Consider the following 25,101-nt stretch of genomic DNA (forward strand, 5'->3'; position numbering starts at 1 on the left):
GACTGCCATGGATGGCGACCGAGACTGCTCCCGGCAGTCCTCGGCATTTCCTCCATCCATGGAGGTCAGAAGTGCTGGAGCTGCCGGGAGCAGCTCCAGTAAAAACCTGGAAGGTCTAACCGGCTGCAAGCGGCCAATCTACGGCTGATATTTTTCGTGCCTTTCAGCGTTACGCTCTCCGTACCCATTAAAAGCTGGCCGCCGGTAAATATTGCAAGCCGCTTTCCGCCTGAATTTCAGGTAGTCGCCAATGTACGACTCCTATATAGTTGCGTATAGACACGTAATTTTAAGGGGAAAAATAGTTCATGGATCAATTGTCGGATTTAAAAGCCATACTGCATTCCAAACGCGCCAACATCTACTATCTGGAAAAATGCCGGGTCATGCAGAAAGATGGCCGCGTACTCTATTTGACAGAGGCCAAAGAAGAAAACTACTACTGGAACATCCCCATTGCCAATACCACGGTCATCTTACTGGGCACAGGCACCTCGATCACCCAAGCCGCCATGCGAATGCTGGCCAGCGCCGGGGTTTTGGTCGGTTTTTGCGGTGGTGGCGGGTCACCGCTGTTTTCCGGCAGCGAAATCGAATGGCTCACCCCGCAAAGCGAATACCGCTCCACCGAATACATGCAAGCTTGGCTGGGCTTCTGGTTCGATGAGGCCAAACGGCTCACTGTAGCAAAAACCTTCCAGCAAGCACGGGTCGGCTATCTGCAACGCACCTGGGAAAAAGACCGCGACCTAAAAGCCGAGAATTTTCTAGCGACTGACCTTGAAATTAGCTCCGCCTTAAGTGGCTATGCCTCTCAGATCCAAAACGCCGCAAAAGTCGGCGACCTGTTGCAGCGCGAAGCCCTGCTCACCAAACAACTATACCGCTACGCCGCCAAAGCCGCGCAACTGGGCGACTTTGTCCGCGAACGCGAAGCCTCAGACCTTGCCAACGGCTTTTTAAACCACGGCAACTATTTAGCCTACGGCCTAGCCGCCACCACGCTTTGGGTGCTGGGTATACCGCACGGTTTCGCTGTCATGCACGGCAAAACCCGTCGCGGCGCCTTGGTATTCGATGTTGCCGACTTGATCAAGGATGCGATTGTCCTGCCCTGGGCCTTTATCAGCGCCAAGGAAAAAGCCACCGAACAGGAATTCCGCCAGCAAATCCTGCAAAAATTCACCGAGCATAAAGCACTGGATTTTATGTTTGAGCAAGTCAAACAAGCCGCGTTAGAAAATCCTCCTCATCCTTCTGAAGAGGGAAAATAGTCATGATGGTCACCTTTGTCAGCCAATGCGAGAAAAAAGCCCTTAGCCGCACCCGCCGCGTACTGGACGCCTTTGCCAACCGCATCGGCGACAATACCTGGCAAACCGTCATCACCGAAGACGGTTTGATTGCCGTGAAAACCCTGTTGCGTAAAACCGCTACCAAAAATACTGCTGTCGCCTGCCATTGGCTGCGCTCCAGGAGCCGGAGCGAGCTGGTTTGGATAGTGGGGAATCGCAGGCGATTTAATGCGGAAGGAATTGTGCCGGTGAATAGTACGCACAAAAACCTCATGAACAGCCGGTATGAAAATAATTGGACTTACTTGCCGTTGATTAAAGCGCTGGCCGCCTTGGCTGCATTGCTTCATGACTGGGGAAAAGCCACTGCGCTGTTTCAAAACAAACTTAAAAAACACACCAAGCAAGGCGACCCTTTACGCCATGAATGGATTTCGTGCTTATTGTTAAATGCGCTGGTGCAACAGTCGGGCAATTCCGATGCAGGCTGGCTAAAACTACTTATTGACGGCAATATTGACGAACAAGCGTTAAAAGCTTCGGTTGTAAACCAATCCAAAAATCCATTAGCCGATTTGCCGCCGGTTGCCCAATTGGTAGGTTGGTTGATTATGACTCACCATCGCTTACCTTCCCGCAACGATCCCAAGCAGGAATGCGATCAAAAAAGAGAAAGTTTGCCGCGGATATTCAAAAGCATCGACGCCAATTGGGGCTATCAAAACGGAATTAATGACGCAGATTATCAAGACCGCTTAAAAGCCTGTTTCGAGTTTCCGGAAGGCTTGCTCAGCCAGTCGGCGCCTTGGCTAAAGCAAATAAAAAAATGGTCCGCCAAGCTGCTGCAAGCCCAAGCGCAAATACAGCAACTCCTTGAAAATGGCGCTTACCGATTGCTGTTGCACCACGCCCGGCTTTGTTTGATGTTAGGCGACCATTACTATTCATCCTGTGCTGCCGACCCAAGCTGGAACAGCGCGATCACCCTGTACGCCAACACCGACAAGCAGGAATTAAAACAAAAACTCGATGAACATTTGGTTCATGTCAGCGACCATGCTTTGAAAATAAGCCAAACCCTGTCCCGCTTCACGTCCGAAATGGAGACGGCTTACGACATCAAAAGCTTGAAACAAAAAAGCCCGAAAGGCTTCGAATGGCAGGACAAAGCAGTTGAAAACCTCAGCCGCTTCAAAAAACAACACGAACCGTTTAACGACAAAGGTTATGGCTGGTTTATAGTCAACATGGCCAGCACCGGCTGCGGCAAAACCATTGCCAACGCCAAAATCATGCGGGCCTTATCCGACGACGGCGAAAGCCTGCGTTACATCCTGGCCCTTGGCTTACGCACCCTGACCTTGCAAACAGGAGACGAATACCGCGACCGGATCGGTTTAAAAAGCGATGAACTGGCCGTGTTAATCGGTTCGTCCGCAGTCAAGGAACTACACGAAAAAGCCAAACAAACCGACGAACAACCCAGCTACGAAGACTCAGGTTCGGAATCGTTGGAAATACTGCTGGATGAAGACTTGGATTACGCAAACGCCCCTATCGCTGATTTTCTGGACGCCGTTATCCCCAAATACAACCCCAAACTCGCCGACAAACACAAAGCGTTTTTATACAAACCGGTTTTGGCTTGCACCATTGACCACATTATTGCCGCCACAGAAACGACACGGGGCGGTAAATATATCTTGCCTTGTCTCAGATTGCTGTCTTCCGATTTAGTCATTGACGAAGTCGATGATTTTGACGGCAAAGACTTGATCGCCATCGGGCGCTTAATTCACTTAGCCGGAATGCTGGGACGCAAAGTAATGATTTCCTCGGCAACGATACCGCCCGCCCTGGCGGAAGGTTTTTTTAATGCCTACCAAGAAGGCTGGAGTTTGCACAGCCATTTTAAGCAAGCCCATCAGCACATAGCCTGCGCCTGGATCGATGAATTCGGCAGCCTGGTTCAAAGCCTCGATAAAAACGATTCATTAGCCCGCTGCCGGCAGTACCAAACCGTTCACCGGCAATTTATCGGCAAACGGGTAGGCAATCTCCACAAGCAAGTCATCAGGCGGAAGGCTTATATTGTGCCTTGCGATGATTTGTTTAGCGATGCAGCCCGCCAAGAATCAGTCCGGCAACAGTATTTCGACAGAATCAAACAAACCGCAAGCCGGCTACACCAACAGCACCATACCGTTGACGGCGGAACCGGCAAAAAAGTGTCGTTCGGCTTGGTACGCATGGCGAATATTCCGCCCTGCATCGAATTAAGCCAATACCTGTTACAAACCGATTGGGATGCCGATTTCACTCCTAAAATCATGGCCTACCACAGCCGCCAAGTGCTGTTACTCCGCCACGAACAGGAACAACATTTGGATCAAGTGCTAAAACGCAAAGAACAGCCGGGCGAAATGCCTGCGGCGTTTAGTAACCCCATTATTAGAAAGCACCTGGATACTACAGATACGAGCCATGTCTTGTTTATCCTGGTGGCAACGCCGGTCGAAGAAGTCGGCCGGGATCATGATTTCGATTGGGCAATCGTCGAACCGTCCTCTTACCGTTCAATCATCCAGTTATCGGGGCGCGTCCGGCGGCATCGGCAAGCCGGTGTCGAGCAGCCGAATATTGCCGTCATGCAATATAACCTCAAAGCCTTGCGCAAAGACGGCAAGCCGGCCTATTGCCGTCCAGGGTACGAGAACTTAAAAAGCCTGAAACTGACTTCCCACGACCTGACTCAATTAGTCGATGAAACTGTTTTAAAGGCAGGGATCAATGCCGCTCCCCGTATTCAACAACCGGAAACCTTGCGCCCCAAGCAGCAATTGGTAGATCTTGAGCATCAGGCCATGCATAACAGCTTGACCCAATACAGCGAGAAAGGCCCGCAGTGTTTACAGGCATGGCTGACGGAATGTTGGTGGCTAACGGCCTTGCCGCAACAGTTGAACCGGTTTCGCGACGGCAGCCCGGATATTACGTTGTATTTGGTTTGGCAAGACGATAAGGCGGTGTTTTGCGAAAAGACTGAGCGCGGCGAGTTTATTCCGTTTGGAGAAAGACAGAACATCAAAATCGCGCCGCCGTTAACAGATGAAGTGAAATCAAAGTTATGGCTGGAAAGGGACTACGAAGTTGCTCTTCGTCGGCTTCTTGATAGTGATGCCGAGGAAAGTTCGGAAGAAGGGGTTATGAGAAAGAAATCCAAACGTTATGGAGAAGTGATCTTTTTAGAAAACAAAAACCAAGGCTTTTTTTACTCGGATCAGTTTGGTTTGTTTCCACGAAAGGGGTGACTGCAATTAGATGAAGGCAAAACGTTTTATACCGGTACGTTCGTTCCCAAGCGCCAGCTTGGGAATGCAGTCTTGGAAGCTTTAGCTTCCCGACTCGTGAAGCTTCTTTTGTTTAGTTCCCACGGAGTCCGTGGGAACTAAACAAGCTGCCTGTTCGGCAGTGAAATACAAAATACAAACATTACTTTCTAAGCCATCTATTCGATGTAGGATGGATTCTAGCTAAACATTTACTTGTAAGCAAATTGCTAATATTTTTTAATACAAATATTACGGTTGACAATAATTTTATTCGCCATAAAATAGCCTCTAGTCAACACATACAGGAGGCTACCTATGAATCAAAACATCCCTGATTTTTTCGCCGAACGAAAAGCGTCTTGGCTCAAAGCCAGACTAAAACCTTCACTGTCGGATGAAGAGCAAGCCCAACTCCAGCAAGAAGCGAGCGAAAAATTCGCCCCGGCCAATTGGTTGCCCGATGCCGCCAGACGGGCCGCTCAGCTCACGATGGTCAGCCATCCCGGCAAGTTCAGCCATCCCAGCGCAAAAACCTCTTCGGTTATTGCCCAAAGCCAATCCGCTAACGACGGCTATTTGCGTAGCGGCAATGTCGAATACGAACTGGATGTTTTCGGCAATGCGGCGGCGATGGATGTCTATAAATTCCTCAGCCTGCAACTGGATGACGGCAAAACCGTCTTAAGCCACTTAGAGCAAGACAGCGCAACGATTAAACCCTTCTTTACTGTGCCGACGGCAAGCTACGAGAGCCTAAAACAAGGCCTGACCAGCATTAAGCAGTTGGATGATTCAAACAGAACCGATCATCTGGTCAAACAGGTTTATTTCCCGGTAAACGACGCCTACCACTTGCTTTCGCTGTTAACGCCTTCCGGTTTGTTGACCCAAGTTAAAAGCCGAATCGACAGCATCCGCTTTGCCGAGGAAACCAAGCAAGCCAAGGACAGCCGCAAAAAGAACGAACACCATGCGCAAGGATACAACGATATTTTTGACTTAACCGTCACCGCTTTTGGCGGCACCCAACCGCAGAATGTCAGCGTGTTAAACAGTCAAAACGCCGGGCGCGCCTATTTGCTGGCAAGCATCCCGCCCACGCTAAAACAGCGCCAGATTCGCCTGCCTACCCATAACTTTTTCAGTAACAGCTTGCGCGTCAAACAGTTTAAAGACAATTTTCAGTCGTTAGACAAGCTTATCCGTAGCGGCGTTAACAACGTTCACGTTCGCGACGGCATCACCAACACCCTTAAATACATCATCGACCAAGTGCTGCAACGCGCCTTTAGAATTAGATTAAATGGCGAACACGGCTGGTCAAATACGGAACACTACCAATCTTTACCGCTAGCCCAACGCATTTGGCTGGACGACGCGAACTTGGACCAGCGCGAAAACCAAGACGCTTGGTTGGACGATGTCGTCGGCGATTTTGCCCGTTGGATACTCGACAGCTACGAATACCTGTTCAAAGAAACCCACATCAAACTCAGCGACCACGAGTTACGCGAAATTCGCGGCATCGTGGAACAAGCCGTCGGCAGCGACCGGGAGTTTTTCAAATGAGACGATTTTTATTAATTCCCCATATCAAAATCCACAACGCCAACGCGATGAGCAGCCCTTACACGATAGGCTTTCCGGCGATGACCGCATGGCTGGGCGCGATTCATGCGCTACAGCGCCATATCCGACAACACGGTTTAGGCGACCTGACATTAACCGGCGTAGCGGTCAGTTGCCATCAATTTGATTTGCAAACTTACAAAGGCCCAGGCGATTTTGTTAATTCCATCGTCGGCACCGCCAATCCTTTAGACAAAGACGGCAGCCGCCCCGCGTTCATCGAAGAAGCCCGCTGTCATTTAGAGGTATCGCTACTGGTTGAGTATCAAGGTCTGGACAGCGATGAGCGTGAACAATTTGAAACCCTGGTCAATAACCGGTTGCTGTGCATGAAACTGGCCGGCGGCGACGTGTTATCGGCCCAAGAGGTCGAAACCATCCCGGTTGACGAAGACGACGAGCAAGCCGTTAAAAAAGTGTTGGGCAGATTAATGCTCGGCTATGTGCTGATTGAGCGCCGCGACTTAATGATTAAAGCCATGCAGGAACAAAACAAAGATGCGCTGGAAGCCTTGCTCGATCACCTAAAAGTCATGCACCGCTCCACGCAAGAGGGTGAAGGCAAAGTGACCTGGACAAGCTCGCGTCTTGCACCCGGCTGGTTAGTGCCGATTGCAACCGGTTTTCAGGGCATTTCCGCACTGGGAACCGCCAAACATCAACGGGACAGCGCCACACCGCACCGGTTTGCCGAAAGCGTGGTCACGCTGGGCGAATTTGTGATGCCTTACCGCATTAAAGACCTGGACGACATGCTCTGGCAATACCGCGTTGAATCCGAACGAAACTTATACCTTTGCCAAACCCTATCCTCATCAAACCTTATCGGAGATTAAAAAATGGCTGCTAAAAATGACGCAACAGTATTGGCTTTTGAAAAAAAACTGGTTCCGTCGGACGGTTACCTGTACGGCACTAATTGGGCTGAACGCCGACAAGCAAAACCAAGCGCGTTGAAATTGATTGAAAAATCGGTGCGCGGAACCATTTCAAACCGCCTAAAACCGGCAATACAAAACGATCCTTTAAAGCTCAACGCCGAAGTTGAAAAAGCCAACCTGCAAAAAGTCGACGCCTGCGCGCTAGGTGAAAACCAAGACACGTTGCATCTTAACTTCACCCTTAAGGTTCTTGGCGGCATCGACAAACCCTCCGCCTGCAACGGCGCGGCTTTTAATGAGTCTTATCCGAAAGTGGCTCAAGCCTATATTGAACAACATGGATTTACCGAACTGGCGAAACGCTATGCGATTAATATCGCCAATGGCCGCTATTTGTGGCGCAATCGGGTGGGTGCGCAAAAAATCGAAGTCGTTGTTAATACCGGCGACGACCAGCCGTTAACATTCAACGCCGCGGAATTTTCCCTACGCAATTTTGAAGCGAACAATCCTGACCTGCAAACGCTGACCGATAAAATCGCCGCTGCGCTTAGCGGTAAATTGCCGTATCTGTTGATTGCCGTCGATGTCTACGCCCTGGTCGGCAAAGCGCAAGAAGTTTACCCGAGCGAAGAGCTGGTGCTGGATAAAGGCAAAGGCGACAAAAGTAAAATCCTGTATCACGTCAACGGCGTGGCCGCGATGCACTCGCAAAAAATCGGCAACGCCATACGCACCATAGATACCTGGTATCCGGATTATGCAACGGCCAATATCGGCCCGATAGCCGTTGAACCTTACGGCTCAGTCACCAACCTGGGCAAAGCCTACCGCACGCCGAAAGACAAAGCCGATTTTTACACGCTGTTTGACCGATTCGCTTTAGGTGAAAGCCTTGCCGACGAAACGCAACAGCATTACGTGATGGCGGTTTTGGTGCGCGGCGGCGTATTCGGACAAAGCGGCAAGGACTAGACCATGAGGTTTTATTTAGAAATCACCTTACTGCCTAATCCCGAAGTCGGGATAAATTTCCTCTGGTCAAAAGTCTTCCAACAAATCCACCTCGGATTAGTAGAAGCCCAAGACGAGCAAGGGCAAATACCGGTTGGAGTGTCTTTTCCCGAATATGAAACCGGTGAAAAATATAGCGTGTTGGGCCGCAAGCTGCGGCTTTTGGCCGGCGATGAAGCGGCTCTTGGCCGATTTGACGCCGCCCGGCGGCTTTCGCGGCTGAGCGACTATGTGCATTGCACCGGCATTCGCCCCGTGCCGGAAAAACTCACCGGATACGCGACTTATCAACGCCAACAGCCCAAAACCGGTAGCGAGCGTTTAGCCAGACGTTATGCCAAACGGCACAATGTGGACTACGATACGGCATTGGCGCGTTATAGCGCGATGCCGCATAAAACCATAGCGACGCCTTTTATCCATCTAAAAAGTTTGAGCGGCGACCAAGAGTTTTGCTTATGGATTAAAAAAACCGTGGTCGCGGAACTGTCAGGCAGGACATTCAGCAGCTATGGTTTGAGTGCAGCATCCAGCGTACCCGAATTTTGACCCATCTTTTTACCGATCTTTAAAAATATAAAGAAAACAGCCGGTTGCGTAGCATGGCTTTGGCGATGGGCAAATAAACCTAAATCGCCTGTATACTGCAACGCGACTGGCTTTGAAGATTTTTGAGGCCAGGTTCACTGCCGTATAGGCAGCTTAGAAATGATACTGCATACGCCAATCTGCTATCCCTTAGTTCACTGCCGTATAGGCAGCTTAGAAAGATATTGGCCAAGGTGATTGGCAGGAAATGGAGTTCACTGCCGTATAGGCAGCTTAGAAATCGCCAATGCAGTGGGTTGAGTATTTTGTAAAGTTCACTGCCGTATAGGCAGCTTAGAAAGATATAGTGGTAAATGCGCACTGTTTCGACAGGTTCACTGCCGTATAGGCAGCTTAGAAATCCAGGAAATCAGATTCGGAATGTGTGCATTCGTTCACTGCCGTATAGGCAGCTTAGAAAAGCACATAAATAATTTATAAATTAAACAAAGAGTTCACTGCCGTATAGGCAGCTTAGAAATTCAAGGCGCCTCAGGTATTCTTTTGCTTCATGTTCACTGCCGTATAGGCAGCTTAGAAAATCACCGGATCGTAATCCCGGTTCAAAATCAGGTTCACTGCCGTATAGGCAGCTTAGAAAGTCAACAAGGATTGGATTAGTCCAGCCGAGCTGTTCACTGCCGTATAGGCAGCTTAGAAATATTGAGCATAAGGGCCGCGATTTGACGATGGGTTCACTGCCGTATAGGCAGCTTAGAAATAAGGACGATGGCGATATCCGGGTTAATGAGCGTTCACTGCCGTATAGGCAGCTTAGAAATCAAATTTTTTCAATATTATACATGCATATGAGTTCACTGCCGTATAGGCAGCTTAGAAACTTACAAACCGCATTTGGCAACATCATCAACCGTTCACTGCCGTATAGGCAGCTTAGAAATCAAGGCATGAATCCTGAATTGGGCTGCTTCGGTTCACTGCCGTATAGGCAGCTTAGAAAATCTTCAGGGATAGGCCGGTCGTAGTTGATCAGTTCACTGCCGTATAGGCAGCTTAGAAACGATAGCGCCGAACTTTCAGCAGAGCTTACGGGGTTCACTGCCGTATAGGCAGCTTAGAAATGGGAAAACTATCGCGGCACCGACGACGGCACGTTCACTGCCGTATAGGCAGCTTAGAAAATGCACAGTTATTTTCTCTTGTTCCAGGGTTAGTTCACTGCCGTATAGGCAGCTTAGAAAAAAGCCGCAACAAGCAAAAAAGTATCATTGGTGTTCACTGCCGTATAGGCAGCTTAGAAAATGATAGCGCCATGTCAAAAAACAACGTGTCTGTTCACTGCCGTATAGGCAGCTTAGAAAACTAGGCAAGGCCTCGCCCGATTGTCGCCGTTGTTCACTGCCGTATAGGCAGCTTAGAAAAAGTTCATCGTGTTTAAGCGCGGCAAGTTACCGTTCACTGCCGTATAGGCAGCTTAGAAATTATCCAATAACCATCCCAAACATCGGTGACAGTTCACTGCCGTATAGGCAGCTTAGAAAAGTGGTAGCCGGCGTCGGTTAGTTTTTTACCAGTTCACTGCCGCACAGGCAGCTTAGAAATACTGGGGAAAGCAAGATTCGCGCGAAAAATCGTCACCGCCGCAAAGCACCACCATAAACATTTGACTTATATTGTTTTTTCAGCCAAGAGTTTTGATAAAGGATGAGATAACCGGCAAATTGTATTATTATTGCCGGCCTTTTACCCAGATCAGCCCCCTAAAGGATTACCCAAGCATGACACCCGCGTCTCTACGGCAATGCCGAATCAATGGAATAGTAATCGTTGTTGCCGGATTTATATGGTTTCTTTTACTAGGATACCGCGACCTGATAGAGCCTGACGAAGGGCGTTACGCCGAAATCGCTCGAGAAATGCTGAGTTCCGGCAATTGGATTACGCCGCGCCTTAACGGCTTCAAGTATTTTGAAAAACCGCCTTTGCAATATTGGGGCACTGCGATCAGCATGGCTATATTCGGAGAAAGCAATGCGGCCGCAAGGATATGGTGTTCCGGTCTCGGCTTTATCGGCGCATTATGGGCGGGTTACGTAGGCAGCCGGCTTTATAGCCGTAGCGCCGGTTATTTCGCGTTTCTGTTTTTAATCAGCACCGTCCTTTACGCGGGAATGGGGCACGCGAATAGCCTGGACATGGGCGTCAGCTCGCTGCTGTTCATTGCTGTCGGCGCCTTGGCGCTAGCCCAATCGGAACGGCATTTGCCTAAACAGGAACGCAACTGGATGCTGCTGGCCTGGGCTGCGCTTGCGGCGGCGACCTTAAGCAAGGGTCTTATCGGTTTGGTGCTGCCCGGCGCCGCGGTTGTCCTGTATTCCATCTGGCAGCGCGACTGGGCGCTGTGGCGTCATTTGCATTTAGGCAAAGGCTTGCTGGTCTATTTATTGGTTGCCGCGCCCTGGTTCGTTGCTGTCAGCTATGCCAATCCGGAGTTTCCTCGTTTCTTTTTCATCCATGAGCATTTCGAGCGCTTTACCAGCGACGTACACGGACGGACCAAATCCAACTGGTATTTCTTCGCCGTCTTTGCAATAGGGTCGATCCCTTGGCTGTTCTCGGCATTGAACGGCATAATTAAACCGCCTTTTTCCTGGAAGGCCGAAGCCGGAAAATTTGAACCTTCGCGCTTCTTCTGGGTTTATGCGATTTTCGTATTCTTCTTTTTCTCGGTTTCGCATTCCAAGTTGCCGGGCTATATTCTGCCGATGTTTCCGGCATTGGCGCTGCTGGTCGGCGAAAATATGTCCAAGCGCAAGCATGTTATTGCCGACGGCATTGCCGCTATCGCCGTTTCGGCCATTATCTTCATTTTCTTTGTCTGGAAAGCTGAGGAAACGGCCAAAATCGGCAAATTAGCGTCGCACCTGACATTGTTCCAACCTTGGATTATCGCGACGGCTTCTTTAATAGGCGCGGCCGGTATTTCCGCGCTGCTGTTAAAAGATAAAAAAAACCTGGCTGTCTCTGTTTATTCCCTCTGCGCCCTGCTTGGCGTGCAAATGCTTTCCTGGGGCTATCAAAGCATCAGCGAGTTACGCTCCAGCCGCGTAATGGCGGAAGCCATTCAATCTTACATCGGCAACAACGCCGTTGAAGTTTACGATGTTAATCGCTACGATCAATCGCTGCCTTATTACTTAGGCCGGACCATTAAATTAGTAGGCTATACCGGCGAGCTGGAATTCGGCATTAACCAGGAACCGGAAAAATGGCTCAATGAAGCGGATTTCCTGCCGCTTTGGCTGAACTCGGCGCAGGCGGTAAGCATTCTTAATCAAACAACTTATGACCAATGGAGCCAACAGAAAATTCCTATGCAAGTGATCTATGAAAACTCCCGTTATATTGCGGTAGGCCGCCGATGAATATTGTCAGTTTCTGTATTATCCTGACCGGCGTGATGCTGAATGCAATCGCGCAGTTGGCGCTTAAAGCCAGCGTCAAGGAAATGGGCGTCATCGGCTTGAATTTTTCCTCATCCTCCAGCGCATTTTTAAAGCTGGCCTTTGAACCTTTTCTCTGGATCGGGCTGTTTTGTTACGGCATCAGCGTTCTGGTCTGGATACTGGCATTGTCCAGGGTCGACGTCAGCATTGCTTATCCGATGCTGTCGATGGGTTATGTCGTCAATGCGCTTGCCGCATGGCAACTATTCGGCGAGTCGATGAATCCGGCCCGCATAATCGGGATAGGCATCGTCCTTCTCGGCGTTTACGTTTTAGCACGGAGTTAACAATGCTTCCATTCACTCGCCCGACGCTCGATACAGAAGAATTTGAAGCGATCAAAGAAGTGCTGCAATCGGGATGGCTCGCGACCGGCCCCAAGGTTGCCGCTTTTGAAGCCGCATTAGCCGACTATATCGGCGGCGGTGTGCAGGTTCGCGTATTTAATTCCGGTACCAGCGCGCTGGAAGCGGTCCTGCTCGCTTACGGCATCGGACCGGGCGACGAAGTGATCGTTCCGGCGATGAGCTTTGTCGCCAGCGCCAATGTTATCGTGCGTTGCGGCGCGGCGCCCAAATTCGTCGACGTCGACTTGGTTTCCCGCAATATCGATGTAGATGCTGTTGCCGCGGCCATCACGGCCAACACCAAAGCCATTATTCCTGTCCATTTTGCCGGCCGCGCGGTCGAGTTGGATGCGATTTATCGCTTGGCCGAACGGCATAAGTTGCTGGTTCTCGAGGATGCGGCCCAAGCGATAGGCACGCAATATAACGGCCGCCGGATCGGCAGTTCCGGCAATCCGGTCTGCTTCAGCTTCCATCCCAACAAAAACATCACGACGATTGAAGGCGGCGCGCTGGCGCTCAACGATCCCGCATTGCTGAAAAAAATCGAGGGCATTCGTTTTCACGGCATTGAAAGGGACCAACAAGGCGGCATGGATGTGCCGGCCTGGGGCGGCAAGATGAATATGCCCGACGTCGGCGCGGCGCTGGGCTTGGTGCAATTGAAAAAACTGGACGGCTTTAACCGGAAACGCCGCGCCTTGGTTCAACGTTATTTACAACAGCTGCCAAAGCACGATGCGCTGGTGCTGCCTGCCGATGTGGACGGCCACAGCTGGCATATGTTCTGTATCTTGCTCGATTGGGACAAGCTAGGTCTGAACCGCAACCAGGCTCTTGAAGCGCTGAAGCAGCAAGCCATCGCTGCCGGCATCCATTACCCGGCCATGCATTTGTTCTCGCTTTATCGGCAATACGGCTACAAACCCGGCGACTTCCCCAATGCCGAAAGAATCGGCGAACAGACTTTGACGCTGCCGCTATTTCCCGGCATGGAAGATAAAGATGTTGACCAGGTTTGTTCTGCAATAGTTTCGTTGCTGAATCGCGCTTGAATTACAAAATACGCCGCGCGTACCGCCTGCCTTTCGTTCTATCTGGGCGGGTTATCGAATCATAGCCCGTTAAAATCATTAAGCTATTGGTTAGCTGATTTTTCATGGCGGAAAGCAACTAAATAAAATATTAAGCATTGGTGCAAAACAACCAATAGCGGGTTGTTTTGCACCGGCAAGACCTTGTTCATGCGCTTATAAAATAAACAGAAATCATTAAATTTCATGACCTTATAAAAACCATAGCAGTTGGCCTTATAATTGCCAGCAACCCCAACATCGCATGAGGCGTTTTTTGCAAAACAGGCGCCAGAATTATTAGGATTTCACGTCAGAGTTGAATCCGCCAAACTTAAAACCCTATCTTCCTGACCTAAATGACGAACAATTTTGCAACACCTGCCGTCTCCGTCGTTATCCCTGTTTATAACGAAGAAGCCGTTTTACCGCTACTGTTTGAAAGACTCTATCCGGTCCTGGAAAACCTTGAACACAGCTACGAGGTCATTTTTGTCGATGACGGCAGCCGCGACCGGTCGGCCGCGTTACTGCGCAAGCAGTTTCAACTGTTTCCGAACACCACCCGCGCGATATTCCTGCGCGCCAATGCCGGGCAGCACGCTGCGCTAATCGCAGGTTTTGAACAAGCCAAGGGCGACTATATCCTGACCCTCGACGCAGACTTGCAGAATCCGCCGGAAGAAATCCCCAACCTGCTGCAACAGATGGATGCCGGTTACGATTATGTCGGCACGATCCGGCGCGAACGCAAAGACAGCCGCTGGCGGCATTGGGCGTCGTTGGCGATGAACCGTTTGCGAGAAAAAATCACCCGCATCCGCATTACCGATCAAGGCTGCATGATGCGAGGCTACCACCGCGACATTATCGACGCGATCCTGACCACGACCGAAACCAATACCTTTATACCGGCACTGGCCTATCTTTACGCAGGCAACCCGACTGAGATCGTTATTGATCACGAAGAGCGCGCGGCCGGGGAATCGAAATATTCGCTGCTGAAGCTGATCCATCTTAATTTCGACTTGATGACCGGATTTTCTATCGCACCTTTACAGGCGTTTTCGTTGATCGGCATCGGCGTGTCGATCCTGTCGCTGCTGTTTGTGCTCTACCTGGGCTGGCGCAGGCTGACTGTCGGGCCGGAAGCGGACGGCGTGTTTACATTGTTTGCGGTTATGTTCTTCCTGATCGGCATTCTGTTGTTCGGCATCGGCCTGTTGGGCGAATATATCGGCCGGATTTATTCCCAAACCCGCTCTCGTCCGCGCTATTTAATCAAAGCCATGCTTGATAACAGCAAGGATGATCAGCATTGATGAAACCTACAGCCGTTGTTTTTGCCTACCATAACGTCGGCGTTACCGGCATCGAATGCCTGTTGCAAGCCGGCGTCGACATCAAGCTGGTCGTTACCCACCGGGATGACCCTGAAGAAAACATCTGGTTCGGCAGCGTTGCCGAACTGGCGCACCGACACAACATTCCGGTCATTACTCCGGACAATCCGAACCGGGCGGACGTGATTGCGCATATTGCCGGCTTGAACCCGCAATGGTTTTTCTCCTTCTATTACCGGCACATGTTGAGCCCGGAATTATTGGCGATTCCGCCCCGGGGCGCTTATAACCTGCACGGCTCGTTACTGCCGAAATACCGGGGCCGCGCGCCGGTCAATTGGGCGGTTTTGCACGGCGAAGCGGCAACCGGCGTCAGTCTGCATCAAATGGTCGAAAAACCCGATGCCGGCGCGCTGATCGATCAAGAAGCGGTCGCGATTTTGCCGAACGACACCGCACACGGCGTTTTCCTAAAACTGACGCCCGCCGCAGAAACGCTGTTGACCCGCTGTTTGCCTTTATTGCTTGCAGGCAAAATAGAACCGAAACCGTTGGACTTGGCTCAAGGCTGCTATTTCGGCGGCCGCCGGCCGGAGCACGGCCGCATCGACTGGCTGCAATCGGCCTGGACTATCCATAACCTGGTCAGGGCCGTCGCGCCGCCTTATCCGGGCGCATTTTTCGACGACAACGGCAAACGCTTTTTCCTGCTCGGAAGTTTCTACTGCGGCGAGGCGGCTGTGAATCCGGGCAAAATTTGCATCTACTGGGAGGACGGCCATTTTTATGCCGATTGCATCGACAACAAGCGCTTCCGTATCGAACAACTTAGCTGTGACGGAGTATTGCTGGATCAAGCCGCATTCAACGCCTTAGCCAATAACGGACAACTATTACCAACTGCAAGCGACGATGATCAGCTGGAAAAAGGGAACACGGATTAAACGAAAAGCACAAAATATTTTAAAAAATCCGTGTAAATCCGCCTTATCCGTGTCATCCGTGCTCCATTAATCATTTTTAGCATGCGCTGAATAGTTAGCAACAATTTTTAACATAACCCACCAGGAACTTATGAACGTACTCATACTGGGCGTGAATGGCTTCATCGGCCATCACCTGTCAAAGCGCATACTCGAGACCACCGATTGGCACGTCTACGGCATGGACATGCAGTCCAACCGTGTCGAGTCGTTCCGGTCAAACGAACGCTTCCATTTCTTCGAAGGCGACATCACGATTAATCATGAGTGGATGGAATACCACATTAAAAAATGCGATGTGATCCTGCCGCTGGTTGCAATCGCGACGCCTGCGACTTATGTCACGCATCCGCTGGCGGTATTCGAGCTCGATTTCGAAGCCAACCTGCCGATTATCCGCGCCTGCGTTAAATACAGAAAACGCGTGCTGTTCCCTTCCACTTCGGAAGTTTACGGCATGTGCAAGGACGACGAATTCCACCCCTACGAATCCGACCTGGTCTTAGGCCCGCTGAATAAGCCGCGCTGGATTTACTCCTGCTCCAAACAATTGCTGGACCGCGTGATCTGCGCTTACGGCCAGGAACAAGGTTTTGATTACACGCTGTTCCGTCCGTTCAACTGGATCGGCCCCGGCCTTGACAGCATCCATACGCCGAAAGAGGGCAGCTCGCGGGTCGTAACCCAATTTCTCGGACATATCGCCAGAGGCGAAGCCATTAAACTGGTTGACGGCGGACAGCAACGCCGCAGCTTTACCTTCGTCAGCGACGGTATCGACGCGCTGGTGCGCATCATCAGGAACGAAGGCGGTAAAGCGACCGGCAATATTTACAACATCGGCAACCCGGCCAACGACTTGTCAATCCGCGAATTGGCCGAGCTGATGCTGAAAATCGCCAAAGAGCATCCCAAATACCGCGAACTGGCCGACAAAGTCGAACTGATCGACACCAGCGCCAACGATTACTACGGCTCAGGCTACCAGGACGTTAAAACCCGCGTGCCCTGGATCAACAACACGATGGAAGACCTTGGCTGGAAGCCGGAAGTCGGCGTAGAGGACGCATTGCGCAAGATTTTCGACGCTTACAGCCATGAGGTTGCAGTCGCGAGAGAACTAATCGATCAAGACCCGACCGCATGAAAATCGCACTGAAAGTCGATGTGGATACGCTACGCGGTACGCTGGAAGGCGTGCCGGCGTTGCTGGAGCTATACCAACGCTACGGCGTAAAGGCCACATTCCTGTTTAGCCTGGGCCCCGACCATACCGGCCGGGCGTTGCGCCGGATATTCAGGCCCGGATTTTTCAGCAAAGTCCAACGCACATCGGTAGTAAGCCATTACGGACTGAAAACCCTGCTCTACGGCACCTTGCTGCCCGGTCCTCATATCGGCCGGCGCGCCGGCGACATCATGCGCGAAGTCGAACAGGCCGGGCACGAAGTCGGAATACATTGCCACGACCATATCCGCTGGCAGGATTTCGTCGCCAACCGCAACGCCGACTGGACCCGGAAAGAAATGCAGACGGCCATCGATGTATTTCAGAAGATTTTTGGTCATCAACCAGCAGTGCACGGCGCGGCCGGCTGGCAATTGAACAAACACGCGTTGCAACTGGAACAGCAGTTGGGTTTTCGCTACGCCAGCGACTGCCGCGGTCAATCTCCGTTCATCCCGCAGATGGATGGCGAGACGTTCGACTGCCCGCAAATCCCCACCACGCTGCCGACTTTGGACGAACTGCTCGGACGTAACGGCATCACCGAAGCCAACGTGCACGAAGCCGTATTCGCCGCCAGCCGTAAGCCCGCGGCGGCCGGCCATGTCTATACGCTGCATGCGGAACTGGAAGGCATGAAACTGCTGCCGGTCATGGAGAAACTGCTGCAACTATGGCAGCAAGCCGGCGACGACATCGGCACGTTGGCAGATTATGCCGAAGAACTCGATACCGCCATCCTGCCTTGCCACGAGCTGGTCTGGGGCCAAGTCGAAGGCCGGTCGGGCGTGCTGGCCGTGCAAGGACAAAAGATCGAGTAGACTGGAATACTCCCATCGGGCACAAGCAAGCCTGTTTGAGCGATAGCGAAAACGGGCGTTTCCGACAGACGCTTTCCAGGTTCGCCGAAAACTCTATCTCGCATAATGCTTAGTAATCAACAGCCGGGGACATTCTGCCCCGACCGGAACGTTCCTCAGAAACGTTAGAAACGAGGTTACAAGCCCCGTCCCGCTTGAGAAGCAAGAACTTCGTGCCCTTCGTGTCTCGGCAATCGCTCCTGCATTGCTCTCGATCGCTGTTCCTGACGCGATTCTACCTCCTGCATAACCCACAAGGATGTGGTGGCCGCGATTGCTCCAGGCAATCTTGCGGCATTCCCACCATCCTTGGCAGTCAGCCGCGATTGCTCCAGGCAATCTTGCGGCATTCCCACCATCCTTGGCAGTCAGCCGCAATTGCTCCCTACAATCTTGCGGCGTTCCCACTATCCTTAGCGGTCAATGCAGATATTGCATAAGGCCATGGATGGTCTGTAGTAGAGCAACGCAGGAGCAGTTGCCGAGGAGCAAATATCTGTCCAAGTCGTTCGTGGTGAGTCAATAAGACCCAATTTACCTCCCCCATCAAAAACCGATATTTATATTGTATAATCCCGGCTAAACGGCCCATCTTGCAGCACCCTATTTTCCAGCCCGCTCAAGATATTGCTCTATTTAACAAACAACGGAGTTAAGTTATGGACTATTCAATAGAAACCGCGCCACTCGAAGAACTGCAATGCGATTGTATGATTGTCGGTGTTTATCAAGACCAACAACTCAGCCCGTCGGCCGCTGCCCTTAACAACAGCACTGAAGGGCTCATCGCTAACATCGTCAACCGCGGCGACCTGAGCGGAAAAAACGGCGAAGCTGTGTTAATCAATGCGATTCCAAACAGCAAAATCGAGCGCGTCTTGCTGGTCGGACTGGGCGAAAACAAGCCCGTATCCGTCAAGAACTACAAAAAAGCGCTATTAGCCGCTATCAACAGCCTGAAAAAACCGCAAATAAAATCTATCGTTTGCTGCCTGACGGAATGCGAAGTTGAAGGCCGAGACTGGCAATGGAAATCACGGCATATTATCGAAGTGTTTAACGATGCGGTCTATCAATTCACTCACACCAAATCCGATAAAGAAACCGAAAGCAAGATTGAAAAAATTTCCATCTTCGCCCCGGAAACAGAGCGGGCTTTGGCGCATTCGGGATTATTGCAAGGCAAGGCGGTTGCCGAAGGCATGGCTTTGACCAAACATTTGGCCGATTTGCCCGGCAATATCTGCACGCCGACCTATCTTGCCGAACAGGCGCTTGAGCTAGGCAAACAATACGCCAGTCTTACCGTCAAAGTCCTGGAAGAAACCGACATGGCCGCACTGGGCATGGGCTCATTCCTATCCGTCTCGCGCGGCAGCCGCCAACCGGCAAAATTGATTACCTTGGAATATCAAGGCGGAATCAAAAATGCCCAGCCTATCGTGTTGATCGGTAAGGGTCTCACCTTTGACGCCGGCGGTATTTCACTGAAACCGGGTCCCGGCATGGATGAAATGAAATACGACATGTGCGGCGGCGCGACTGTTTTGGGCGCATTGCTCGCCGCAGCGCAGATGCAACTGCCGCTGAATATTATCGGCCTGATTCCGTCGTCGGAAAACATGCCCGACGGCGACGCCAATAAGCCGGGCGATATTGTGACCACCATGTCCGGCAAAACTATCGAAATATTAAACACCGACGCCGAAGGCCGATTGCTGCTTTGCGACACCCTAACCTACGCGGAACACTACAACCCCGAGATCGTGATCGACATCGCGACCCTGACCGGCGCCTGCGGAGTCGCTTTAGGCCGGGTTGCCAGCGGCCTGCTTGGGAACGATGACGCTTTATGCAATGACCTGATTGCGGCCGGCGAAACCGCCAACGACAACATTTGGCGTTTGCCGATTTGGGAAGAATACCAGGAACAGCTTAAATCCAATTTTGCCGACATGGCCAATGTTGGCGGCCGGGATGGCGGCACTATCACGGCGGCCTGTTTCCTGTCGCGATTTGCCGAAAAATTCCGCTGGGCCCATCTGGACATTGCCGCGACGGCTTGGCGTACCGGCCCAACCAAAGGCGCGACCGGACGTCCTATGCAGCTAATCTGCCAATACCTGACCAGCCGGGCGCAAACTTCACAGAACATAAGTGGTTGAAGTCAGCTTTTATATACTGCCGTCGGAATCTCTACAGGACAGGCACCTGTTTGCCTGCAAACTGATCGAGAAGGCTTACCGTAGCGGCAGTTTTTGTTACGTACTGACCGATTCCGACGAACAAAGCCGAATCCTGGACGACCTGCTCTGGACTTTCAGGGCAGGCAGTTTTATTCCGCACCAGACTTACATCGGAGAGCCGCCGGATATCGAAAAAACGGTCTTGATCGGCTCGCTGGACGCGCCAGGCGACTGGCAAAAAGTCGTGTTCAACCTGTCTTCGCGTTATCCCAACATAGGGCCGCAAACCGGACGCATCCTTGAAATACTGGATAATAGCGAAACCACTAAAGAAGCAGGCAGGAAACGTTATCGTCAATATCAGCAGTCAGGCGTGAAGATCACTACATATAAGGATTGGTAGGCGAAAATGTTAAGTTACACTATTGCCACTCCAAGCAAAGACTGATTTTCAGGTCTAACGGGAGACCGAATAAGTGGTTACCTTTCTATTTTGGAATATGAGGCAAACGAAGCGGCTGGATATATTGTCCAGTTTGGTACGCGAGTTTGATATTGATGTTTTAATGCTTGCCGAAAATAAACTGAGTGTCGCTGACGTACTGTGTGAACTCAACATGTCAAAAAATGCTGATTTTCATTGCAACACAGAGACGTGCGAGAGAATTGATATTTTCTCAAAGTTCGCTCAAGCGCAGATAGCGCCACAGTTTCATTCCAATCACCTTACGATTCGACACCTGAAACCGTCTACGACTTGCGATTTATTATTGGTCGTTGCGCATCTTCCCAGTAAACTTCGCCAATCGAGTGAGAGTCAAGCATTCGAAATAACAGAAATAGCCAGAGACATCATCAGGATGGAAGAAAAAATCGGCCATAAACGTACCGTATTGGTGGGTGACCTGAATATGAATCCTTTTGAAACGGGGCTGGTAACGGCTAGCGGTTTTAACGCTACGATGGCCAGGAAAATTGCCGAGAAACAAAAGAGGACGGTCAATACCCGGAGTTTTCCTTTTTTCTACAATCCCATGTGGAGCTTGCTGGGTGATGCGTCAGATGGACCGCCCGGCAGCTATTATTACTCTCAGAGTGAGCATGTCACCTACTTTTGGCATACGTTCGATCAAGTATTGCTAAGACCCGATGTGTTGCCAATGTTTCAAAACGACACACTAAAAATCATAGACAGGGTTGGCGAACTATCGCTATTAAATAACAATGGCATTCCAGACAAAAACATTTCTGACCATTTGCCTATTCTGTTCCAACTAACCTGTTAATTTTTTGGAGACTAACATGACCGATTCAAATGACGATTTATGGCCTGATCTTACCGGTGAACCGACTGTAAAGGCACCTTTACTCATACTCCGCGAACAAGCCGCAAAATTAGGAGCAAAGACATCTAACCTTATTGAGGCAGAAGTAACTGCATACCCTACTCCTGATGGACAGTTGTCCATTCGATTTATTCTAAAAGCACCTGCTTTAAATGGGTACGAATATGTTTTACTAACCATAAGGCAGCCTGTTGACTTATATCCAGTGTCTCTGACTGAAGATTTTTTTGGCGACACAGTAAAAAACGAACAAGAGTTTAAGCATTTTTTAGGGGAATTATTTAAGTCCGATAGGACGGTGCAAATTATCAGTAGCCTAATCGCGCAAAGCAAACATGCCGCATAGCACTTGCCCGCCTGCCTGATTCCCTACCATCCTGCTAAAATAGCTAATTTTTCACGACAACAAAAACACATCCATGGAAAAAACATACGCCCCGCATTCAATCGAACAACGCTGGTATCAAATCTGGGAAGAAAAAGGCTATTTTACCGCCAGGGATGGTGGGTATGCCGCAGGCCAGTCGGGAACTGGCGCGGCGACCGCCAGGGATGGTGGATATGCCGCAAGCCAGTCGGGAACTGGCGCGGCGACCGCCAGGGATGGTGGATATGCCGCAAGCCAGTCGGGAACTGACTCGGCAGCAACCAAACCGGAAGGTGAATCCTACTGCATCATGATCCCGCCGCCCAATGTGACCGGCAGTTTACATATGGGCCATGCGTTCCAAGATACGATCATGGATGCACTGACCCGCTATCACCGCATGAAAGGCTACAGCACGTTGTGGCAGCCGGGCACCGACCATGCCGGTATCGCCACGCAAATGGTCGTTGAGCGAATCTGTAATGCCGAAGGCCTTACCCGCCATGATCTTGGTCGCGAGAAATTCCTGGAAAAAGTTTGGCAATGGAAGGAAGAATCGGGCGGCACGATTACCCGCCAATTACGGCGCATGGGTTCTTCTCTGGACTGGAACCGGGAACGTTTCACGATGGACGAAGGCATGTCCGAGGCGGTGCAGGAAGTGTTTATTCGCTTGTATGAAGAGGGCCTGATTTATCGCGGTAAACGCTTGGTTAACTGGGACCCGGTTTTACATACCGCCGTTTCCGACCTGGAAGTATTATCGGAAGAAGAAAATGGTTCGATGTGGCATTTGCGTTACCCGCTGTCCAACGGCACCGGACATCTGATTGTCGCGACGACGCGCCCTGAAACGATGCTCGGCGATGCGGCGGTCGCGATTCACCCGAGCGACGAGCGCTATAAACACCTGCTCGGCGAATTCGTCGACCTGCCGTTAACCGGCCGCCGCATTCCGATTATTGCCGACGAATATGTCGATCCTGAATTCGGTACCGGTTGCGTGAAGATCACGCCTGCTCATGATTTTAACGATTACGAAGTGTGGACGCGTCATCGCGATAATTCCGTTATTCAGGATTTACCGCATGGCGGCTTGATCAATTTATTTACGATTGACGCTGCGATACGCAACAACGACGCTCACGAAGGCGACCTGATTCCAGCTAAATACTGCGGCTTGGACCGCTTCGAAGCCCGCAGGCAAATCGTCGCCGATCTCGATGCGGCCGGTTTATTGGAAAAAATCGCCGACCATAAATTAATGGTGCCGCGCGGCGACCGTACCAACAGCGTTATCGAGCCGCTGTTGACCGACCAGTGGTACGTCAGGGTCGCGCCATTGGCGGAACCGGCAATTGCCGCAGTTGAAAACGGCGACATCAAATTCGTACCGGACAACTGGAAAAACACCTATTTTGAATGGATGCGCAATATTCAGGATTGGTGCATATCGCGGCAAATCTGGTGGGGCCACCGTATCCCTGCCTGGTACGACGACAAAGGCAACACCTACGTCGGCCGCTCCGAACAGGAAATCCGCACCCAACACAATCTGCCTGCCGACTATGCGCTTAGACAGGATGAAGATGTGCTGGACACTTGGTTTTCATCGGCATTGTGGCCTTTCTCGACGCTGGGCTGGCCGGAAAATACCGAGGAACTGGCGAAACACTATCCGACCAGCGTACTGGTAACCGGCTTTGACATTATTTTCTTCTGGGTCGCGCGGATGATCATGATGGGCCTGAAATTCCAGGGCGCAGTACCGTTTAAAGAAGTTTACATTCACGGCCTGGTACGTGATGCCGAAGGACAAAAGATGTCCAAGTCCAAAGGCAACGTACTTGACCCGATCGACATCATCGACGGCATAGAACTGGATGCGCTGGTCGAAAAACGCACTTCCGGCATGATGCAACCGCATTTGGCGAAAAAAATCGAACAGGCCACGCGCAAGCAGTTCCCCGACGGCATTCAGTCTTACGGCACCGACGCGTTGCGTTTTACCTTTGCTTCTCTAGCGTCCACCGGCCGGGATATTCGTTTCGACCTTGCCCGCACCGAAGGCTATCGCAACTTCTGCAATAAACTCTGGAACGCCGCGCGTTTCGTGCTGATGAATACGGAAGAACACGATAACGGCCTGTCCGGGGCACGCTGTGAATATACGCAAGTGGACCGCTGGATTCGTTCGCGTCTGCATCAAGTCACCGCGGCAACCACCAACGCTATCGACAATTACCGTTTTGACTTGGCGGCCCAAGCCATTTACGAGTTCACCTGGAACGAATACTGCGACTGGTATCTGGAGCTGTCAAAAATATCCCTGCAATCGAGCGACCCGGCATTGCAACGCGGCACCCGTAAAACCCTGCTGACGGTTTTGGAGTCGATTTTGCGTTTAGCTCATCCGATCATGCCGTTTATTACCGAAGAGATTTGGCAGCGCGTCGCACCTTTGACCGGTGCTGATGGCGAAACTATCATGTTGCAGCCCTATCCTGTTGCCGATGAAGCGCAAATCGACACTGACGCGGTCACCGAAACGAATTGGGTCATGAACTTTATTCTGGGCGTACGCCGTATTCGCGGCGAAATGAATATTGCGCCAAGCAAACCGCTGCCGATATTCCTGCAGAACGGTTCAATTGACGATCAACAGTATTTAAACGACAACGGGCTTTATCTGCAAAAACTGGGCAGGCTGAATTCGATTACCTGGTTAAGACCCGATGAAAACACGCCGGAATCGGCAATTGCTTTGGTCGGCGAGATGAAAATCCTGATTCCGATGGCGGGCCTGATCAACAAAGAAGCGGAGCTGGCACGGCTTGAAAAGGAAATCCAAAAAGTCAATAACGACCTGCCCAGAGTCGAAGGCAAGCTAAATAACCCCGCTTTTGTCGATAAAGCACCGCCGGAAGTTATCGATAAAGAAAAAGCTAAATTGGCCGAGTTACGTTCGATGTTAAACAATCTTGAAGAACAGCAACGCAAGATACAGGCCTTGTAGGAAAAGCAGGTAAAAGGCGAAAGGATAAAGGATAAAGGCAAAGGTAAGCGTCCCCTTTTAGCCTTTAGCCTTTAGCCTTTAGCCTTTAGCCTTTAGCCTTTAGCCTTTAGCCTTTAGCCTTTAGCCTTTAGCCTTTAGCCTTTAGC

At 51.0% G+C, this 25,101-nt stretch carries 19 protein-coding genes and 1 CRISPR repeat array; of the genes, 18 read left to right on the forward strand and 1 reads right to left on the reverse strand.

Going from position 1 to position 25,101, the window contains the following annotated elements; genetic code table 11:
* The first annotated feature begins 308 nt into the window (after window positions 1-308).
* The 13 genes from cas1f to EKO24_RS07905 all read left to right on the forward strand — a co-directional run bounded on the left by cas1f (window position 309) and on the right by EKO24_RS07905 (window position 18,001).
* Complete coding sequence (gene cas1f / locus EKO24_RS07845) at window positions 309-1,274, forward strand: type I-F CRISPR-associated endonuclease Cas1f (RefSeq protein WP_127026738.1); 966 nt, start codon at window positions 309-311, stop codon at window positions 1,272-1,274.
* Between the two features lie 2 nt (window positions 1,275-1,276).
* The gene (cas3f, locus tag EKO24_RS07850) at window positions 1,277-4,606 is read left to right on the forward strand and encodes a type I-F CRISPR-associated helicase Cas3f (RefSeq protein ID WP_127026737.1); all 3,330 of its coding nucleotides are present in this window, start codon (window positions 1,277-1,279) and stop codon (window positions 4,604-4,606) included.
* 336 nt (window positions 4,607-4,942) lie between these two features.
* A complete protein-coding gene (gene csy1 / locus EKO24_RS07855; protein ID WP_127026736.1) occupies window positions 4,943-6,196 on the forward strand; it encodes a type I-F CRISPR-associated protein Csy1 in 1,254 nt (417 codons plus the stop codon).
* Window positions 6,193-7,092, forward strand: a complete 900-nt coding sequence (gene csy2, locus EKO24_RS07860; protein ID WP_127026735.1) for a type I-F CRISPR-associated protein Csy2 — start codon at window positions 6,193-6,195, stop codon at window positions 7,090-7,092. The genes csy1 and csy2 overlap by 4 nt, the downstream gene beginning before the upstream one ends.
* 3 nt (window positions 7,093-7,095) lie before the next feature.
* Entirely contained in the window at window positions 7,096-8,112 is a 1,017-nt protein-coding gene (gene csy3 / locus EKO24_RS07865; protein WP_127026734.1) for a type I-F CRISPR-associated protein Csy3, read from the forward strand.
* Window positions 8,113-8,115: 3 nt separating this feature from the next.
* A complete protein-coding gene (gene cas6f, locus EKO24_RS07870; RefSeq protein WP_127026733.1) occupies window positions 8,116-8,700 on the forward strand; it encodes a type I-F CRISPR-associated endoribonuclease Cas6/Csy4 in 585 nt (194 codons plus the stop codon).
* A gap of 132 nt (window positions 8,701-8,832) precedes the next feature.
* A CRISPR array of direct repeats spans window positions 8,833-10,301; the repeat unit is 28 nt; unit sequence GTTCACTGCCGTATAGGCAGCTTAGAAA.
* 177 nt (window positions 10,302-10,478) lie between these two features.
* The gene (locus EKO24_RS07875; protein WP_127026732.1) at window positions 10,479-12,125 is read left to right on the forward strand and encodes a glycosyltransferase family 39 protein; all 1,647 of its coding nucleotides are present in this window, start codon (window positions 10,479-10,481) and stop codon (window positions 12,123-12,125) included.
* Window positions 12,122-12,493 (forward strand): SMR family transporter, encoded by a 372-nt coding sequence (locus EKO24_RS07880; RefSeq protein WP_127026731.1) that lies wholly within the window; start codon window positions 12,122-12,124, stop codon window positions 12,491-12,493. The genes EKO24_RS07875 and EKO24_RS07880 overlap by 4 nt, the downstream gene beginning before the upstream one ends.
* A gap of 2 nt (window positions 12,494-12,495) precedes the next feature.
* Window positions 12,496-13,608 carry a DegT/DnrJ/EryC1/StrS family aminotransferase gene (locus EKO24_RS07885; protein WP_127026730.1) on the forward strand — a complete coding sequence of 371 codons (1,113 nt, stop codon included), beginning with the start codon at window positions 12,496-12,498 and terminating at the stop codon, window positions 13,606-13,608.
* Between the two features lie 377 nt (window positions 13,609-13,985).
* Complete coding sequence (locus tag EKO24_RS07890; RefSeq protein ID WP_127026729.1) at window positions 13,986-14,948, forward strand: glycosyltransferase; 963 nt, start codon at window positions 13,986-13,988, stop codon at window positions 14,946-14,948.
* Window positions 14,948-15,913: a formyltransferase gene (locus tag EKO24_RS07895; RefSeq protein WP_127026883.1), complete on the forward strand. Its 966-nt coding sequence runs from the start codon at window positions 14,948-14,950 to the stop codon at window positions 15,911-15,913. Before EKO24_RS07890 ends, EKO24_RS07895 begins: the two co-directional genes overlap by 1 nt.
* A 130-nt stretch (window positions 15,914-16,043) precedes the next feature.
* The gene (locus tag EKO24_RS07900; protein ID WP_127026728.1) at window positions 16,044-17,099 is read left to right on the forward strand and encodes a bifunctional UDP-4-keto-pentose/UDP-xylose synthase; all 1,056 of its coding nucleotides are present in this window, start codon (window positions 16,044-16,046) and stop codon (window positions 17,097-17,099) included.
* Window positions 17,096-18,001, forward strand: a complete 906-nt coding sequence (locus EKO24_RS07905) for a polysaccharide deacetylase family protein (protein WP_127026727.1) — start codon at window positions 17,096-17,098, stop codon at window positions 17,999-18,001. The genes EKO24_RS07900 and EKO24_RS07905 overlap by 4 nt, the downstream gene beginning before the upstream one ends.
* Before the next feature lie 176 nt (window positions 18,002-18,177).
* On the opposite strand, the gene EKO24_RS07910 is transcribed toward EKO24_RS07905, so the two are convergent.
* Window positions 18,178-18,390 carry a hypothetical protein gene (locus EKO24_RS07910; RefSeq protein WP_127026726.1) on the reverse strand — a complete coding sequence of 71 codons (213 nt, stop codon included), beginning with the start codon at window positions 18,388-18,390 and terminating at the stop codon, window positions 18,178-18,180.
* A gap of 309 nt (window positions 18,391-18,699) precedes the next feature.
* Between EKO24_RS07910 and EKO24_RS07915 the strand changes: the two genes are divergently transcribed.
* The 5 genes from EKO24_RS07915 (at window position 18,700) to EKO24_RS07935 (ending at window position 24,955) form a co-directional block, all read left to right on the forward strand.
* Window positions 18,700-20,205, forward strand: a complete 1,506-nt coding sequence (locus tag EKO24_RS07915) for a leucyl aminopeptidase (protein WP_127026725.1) — start codon at window positions 18,700-18,702, stop codon at window positions 20,203-20,205.
* Entirely contained in the window at window positions 20,198-20,629 is a 432-nt protein-coding gene (locus EKO24_RS07920; protein WP_127026724.1) for a DNA polymerase III subunit chi, read from the forward strand. Before EKO24_RS07915 ends, EKO24_RS07920 begins: the two co-directional genes overlap by 8 nt.
* A 73-nt stretch (window positions 20,630-20,702) precedes the next feature.
* Complete coding sequence (locus tag EKO24_RS22845) at window positions 20,703-21,512, forward strand: endonuclease/exonuclease/phosphatase family protein (RefSeq protein WP_206667234.1); 810 nt, start codon at window positions 20,703-20,705, stop codon at window positions 21,510-21,512.
* Between the two features lie 16 nt (window positions 21,513-21,528).
* Window positions 21,529-21,918, forward strand: coding sequence for a hypothetical protein (locus tag EKO24_RS07930; RefSeq protein WP_127026723.1), 390 nt, complete (start codon window positions 21,529-21,531; stop codon window positions 21,916-21,918).
* A 73-nt stretch (window positions 21,919-21,991) separates the two neighbouring features.
* Complete coding sequence (locus tag EKO24_RS07935; protein WP_338323999.1) at window positions 21,992-24,955, forward strand: valine--tRNA ligase; 2,964 nt, start codon at window positions 21,992-21,994, stop codon at window positions 24,953-24,955.
* Window positions 24,956-25,101: the final 146 nt, after the last annotated feature.

The sequence above is a fragment of the Candidatus Methylobacter oryzae genome, assembly GCF_003994235.2.
Classification (GTDB): domain Bacteria; phylum Pseudomonadota; class Gammaproteobacteria; order Methylococcales; family Methylomonadaceae; genus Methylobacter_A; species Methylobacter_A oryzae.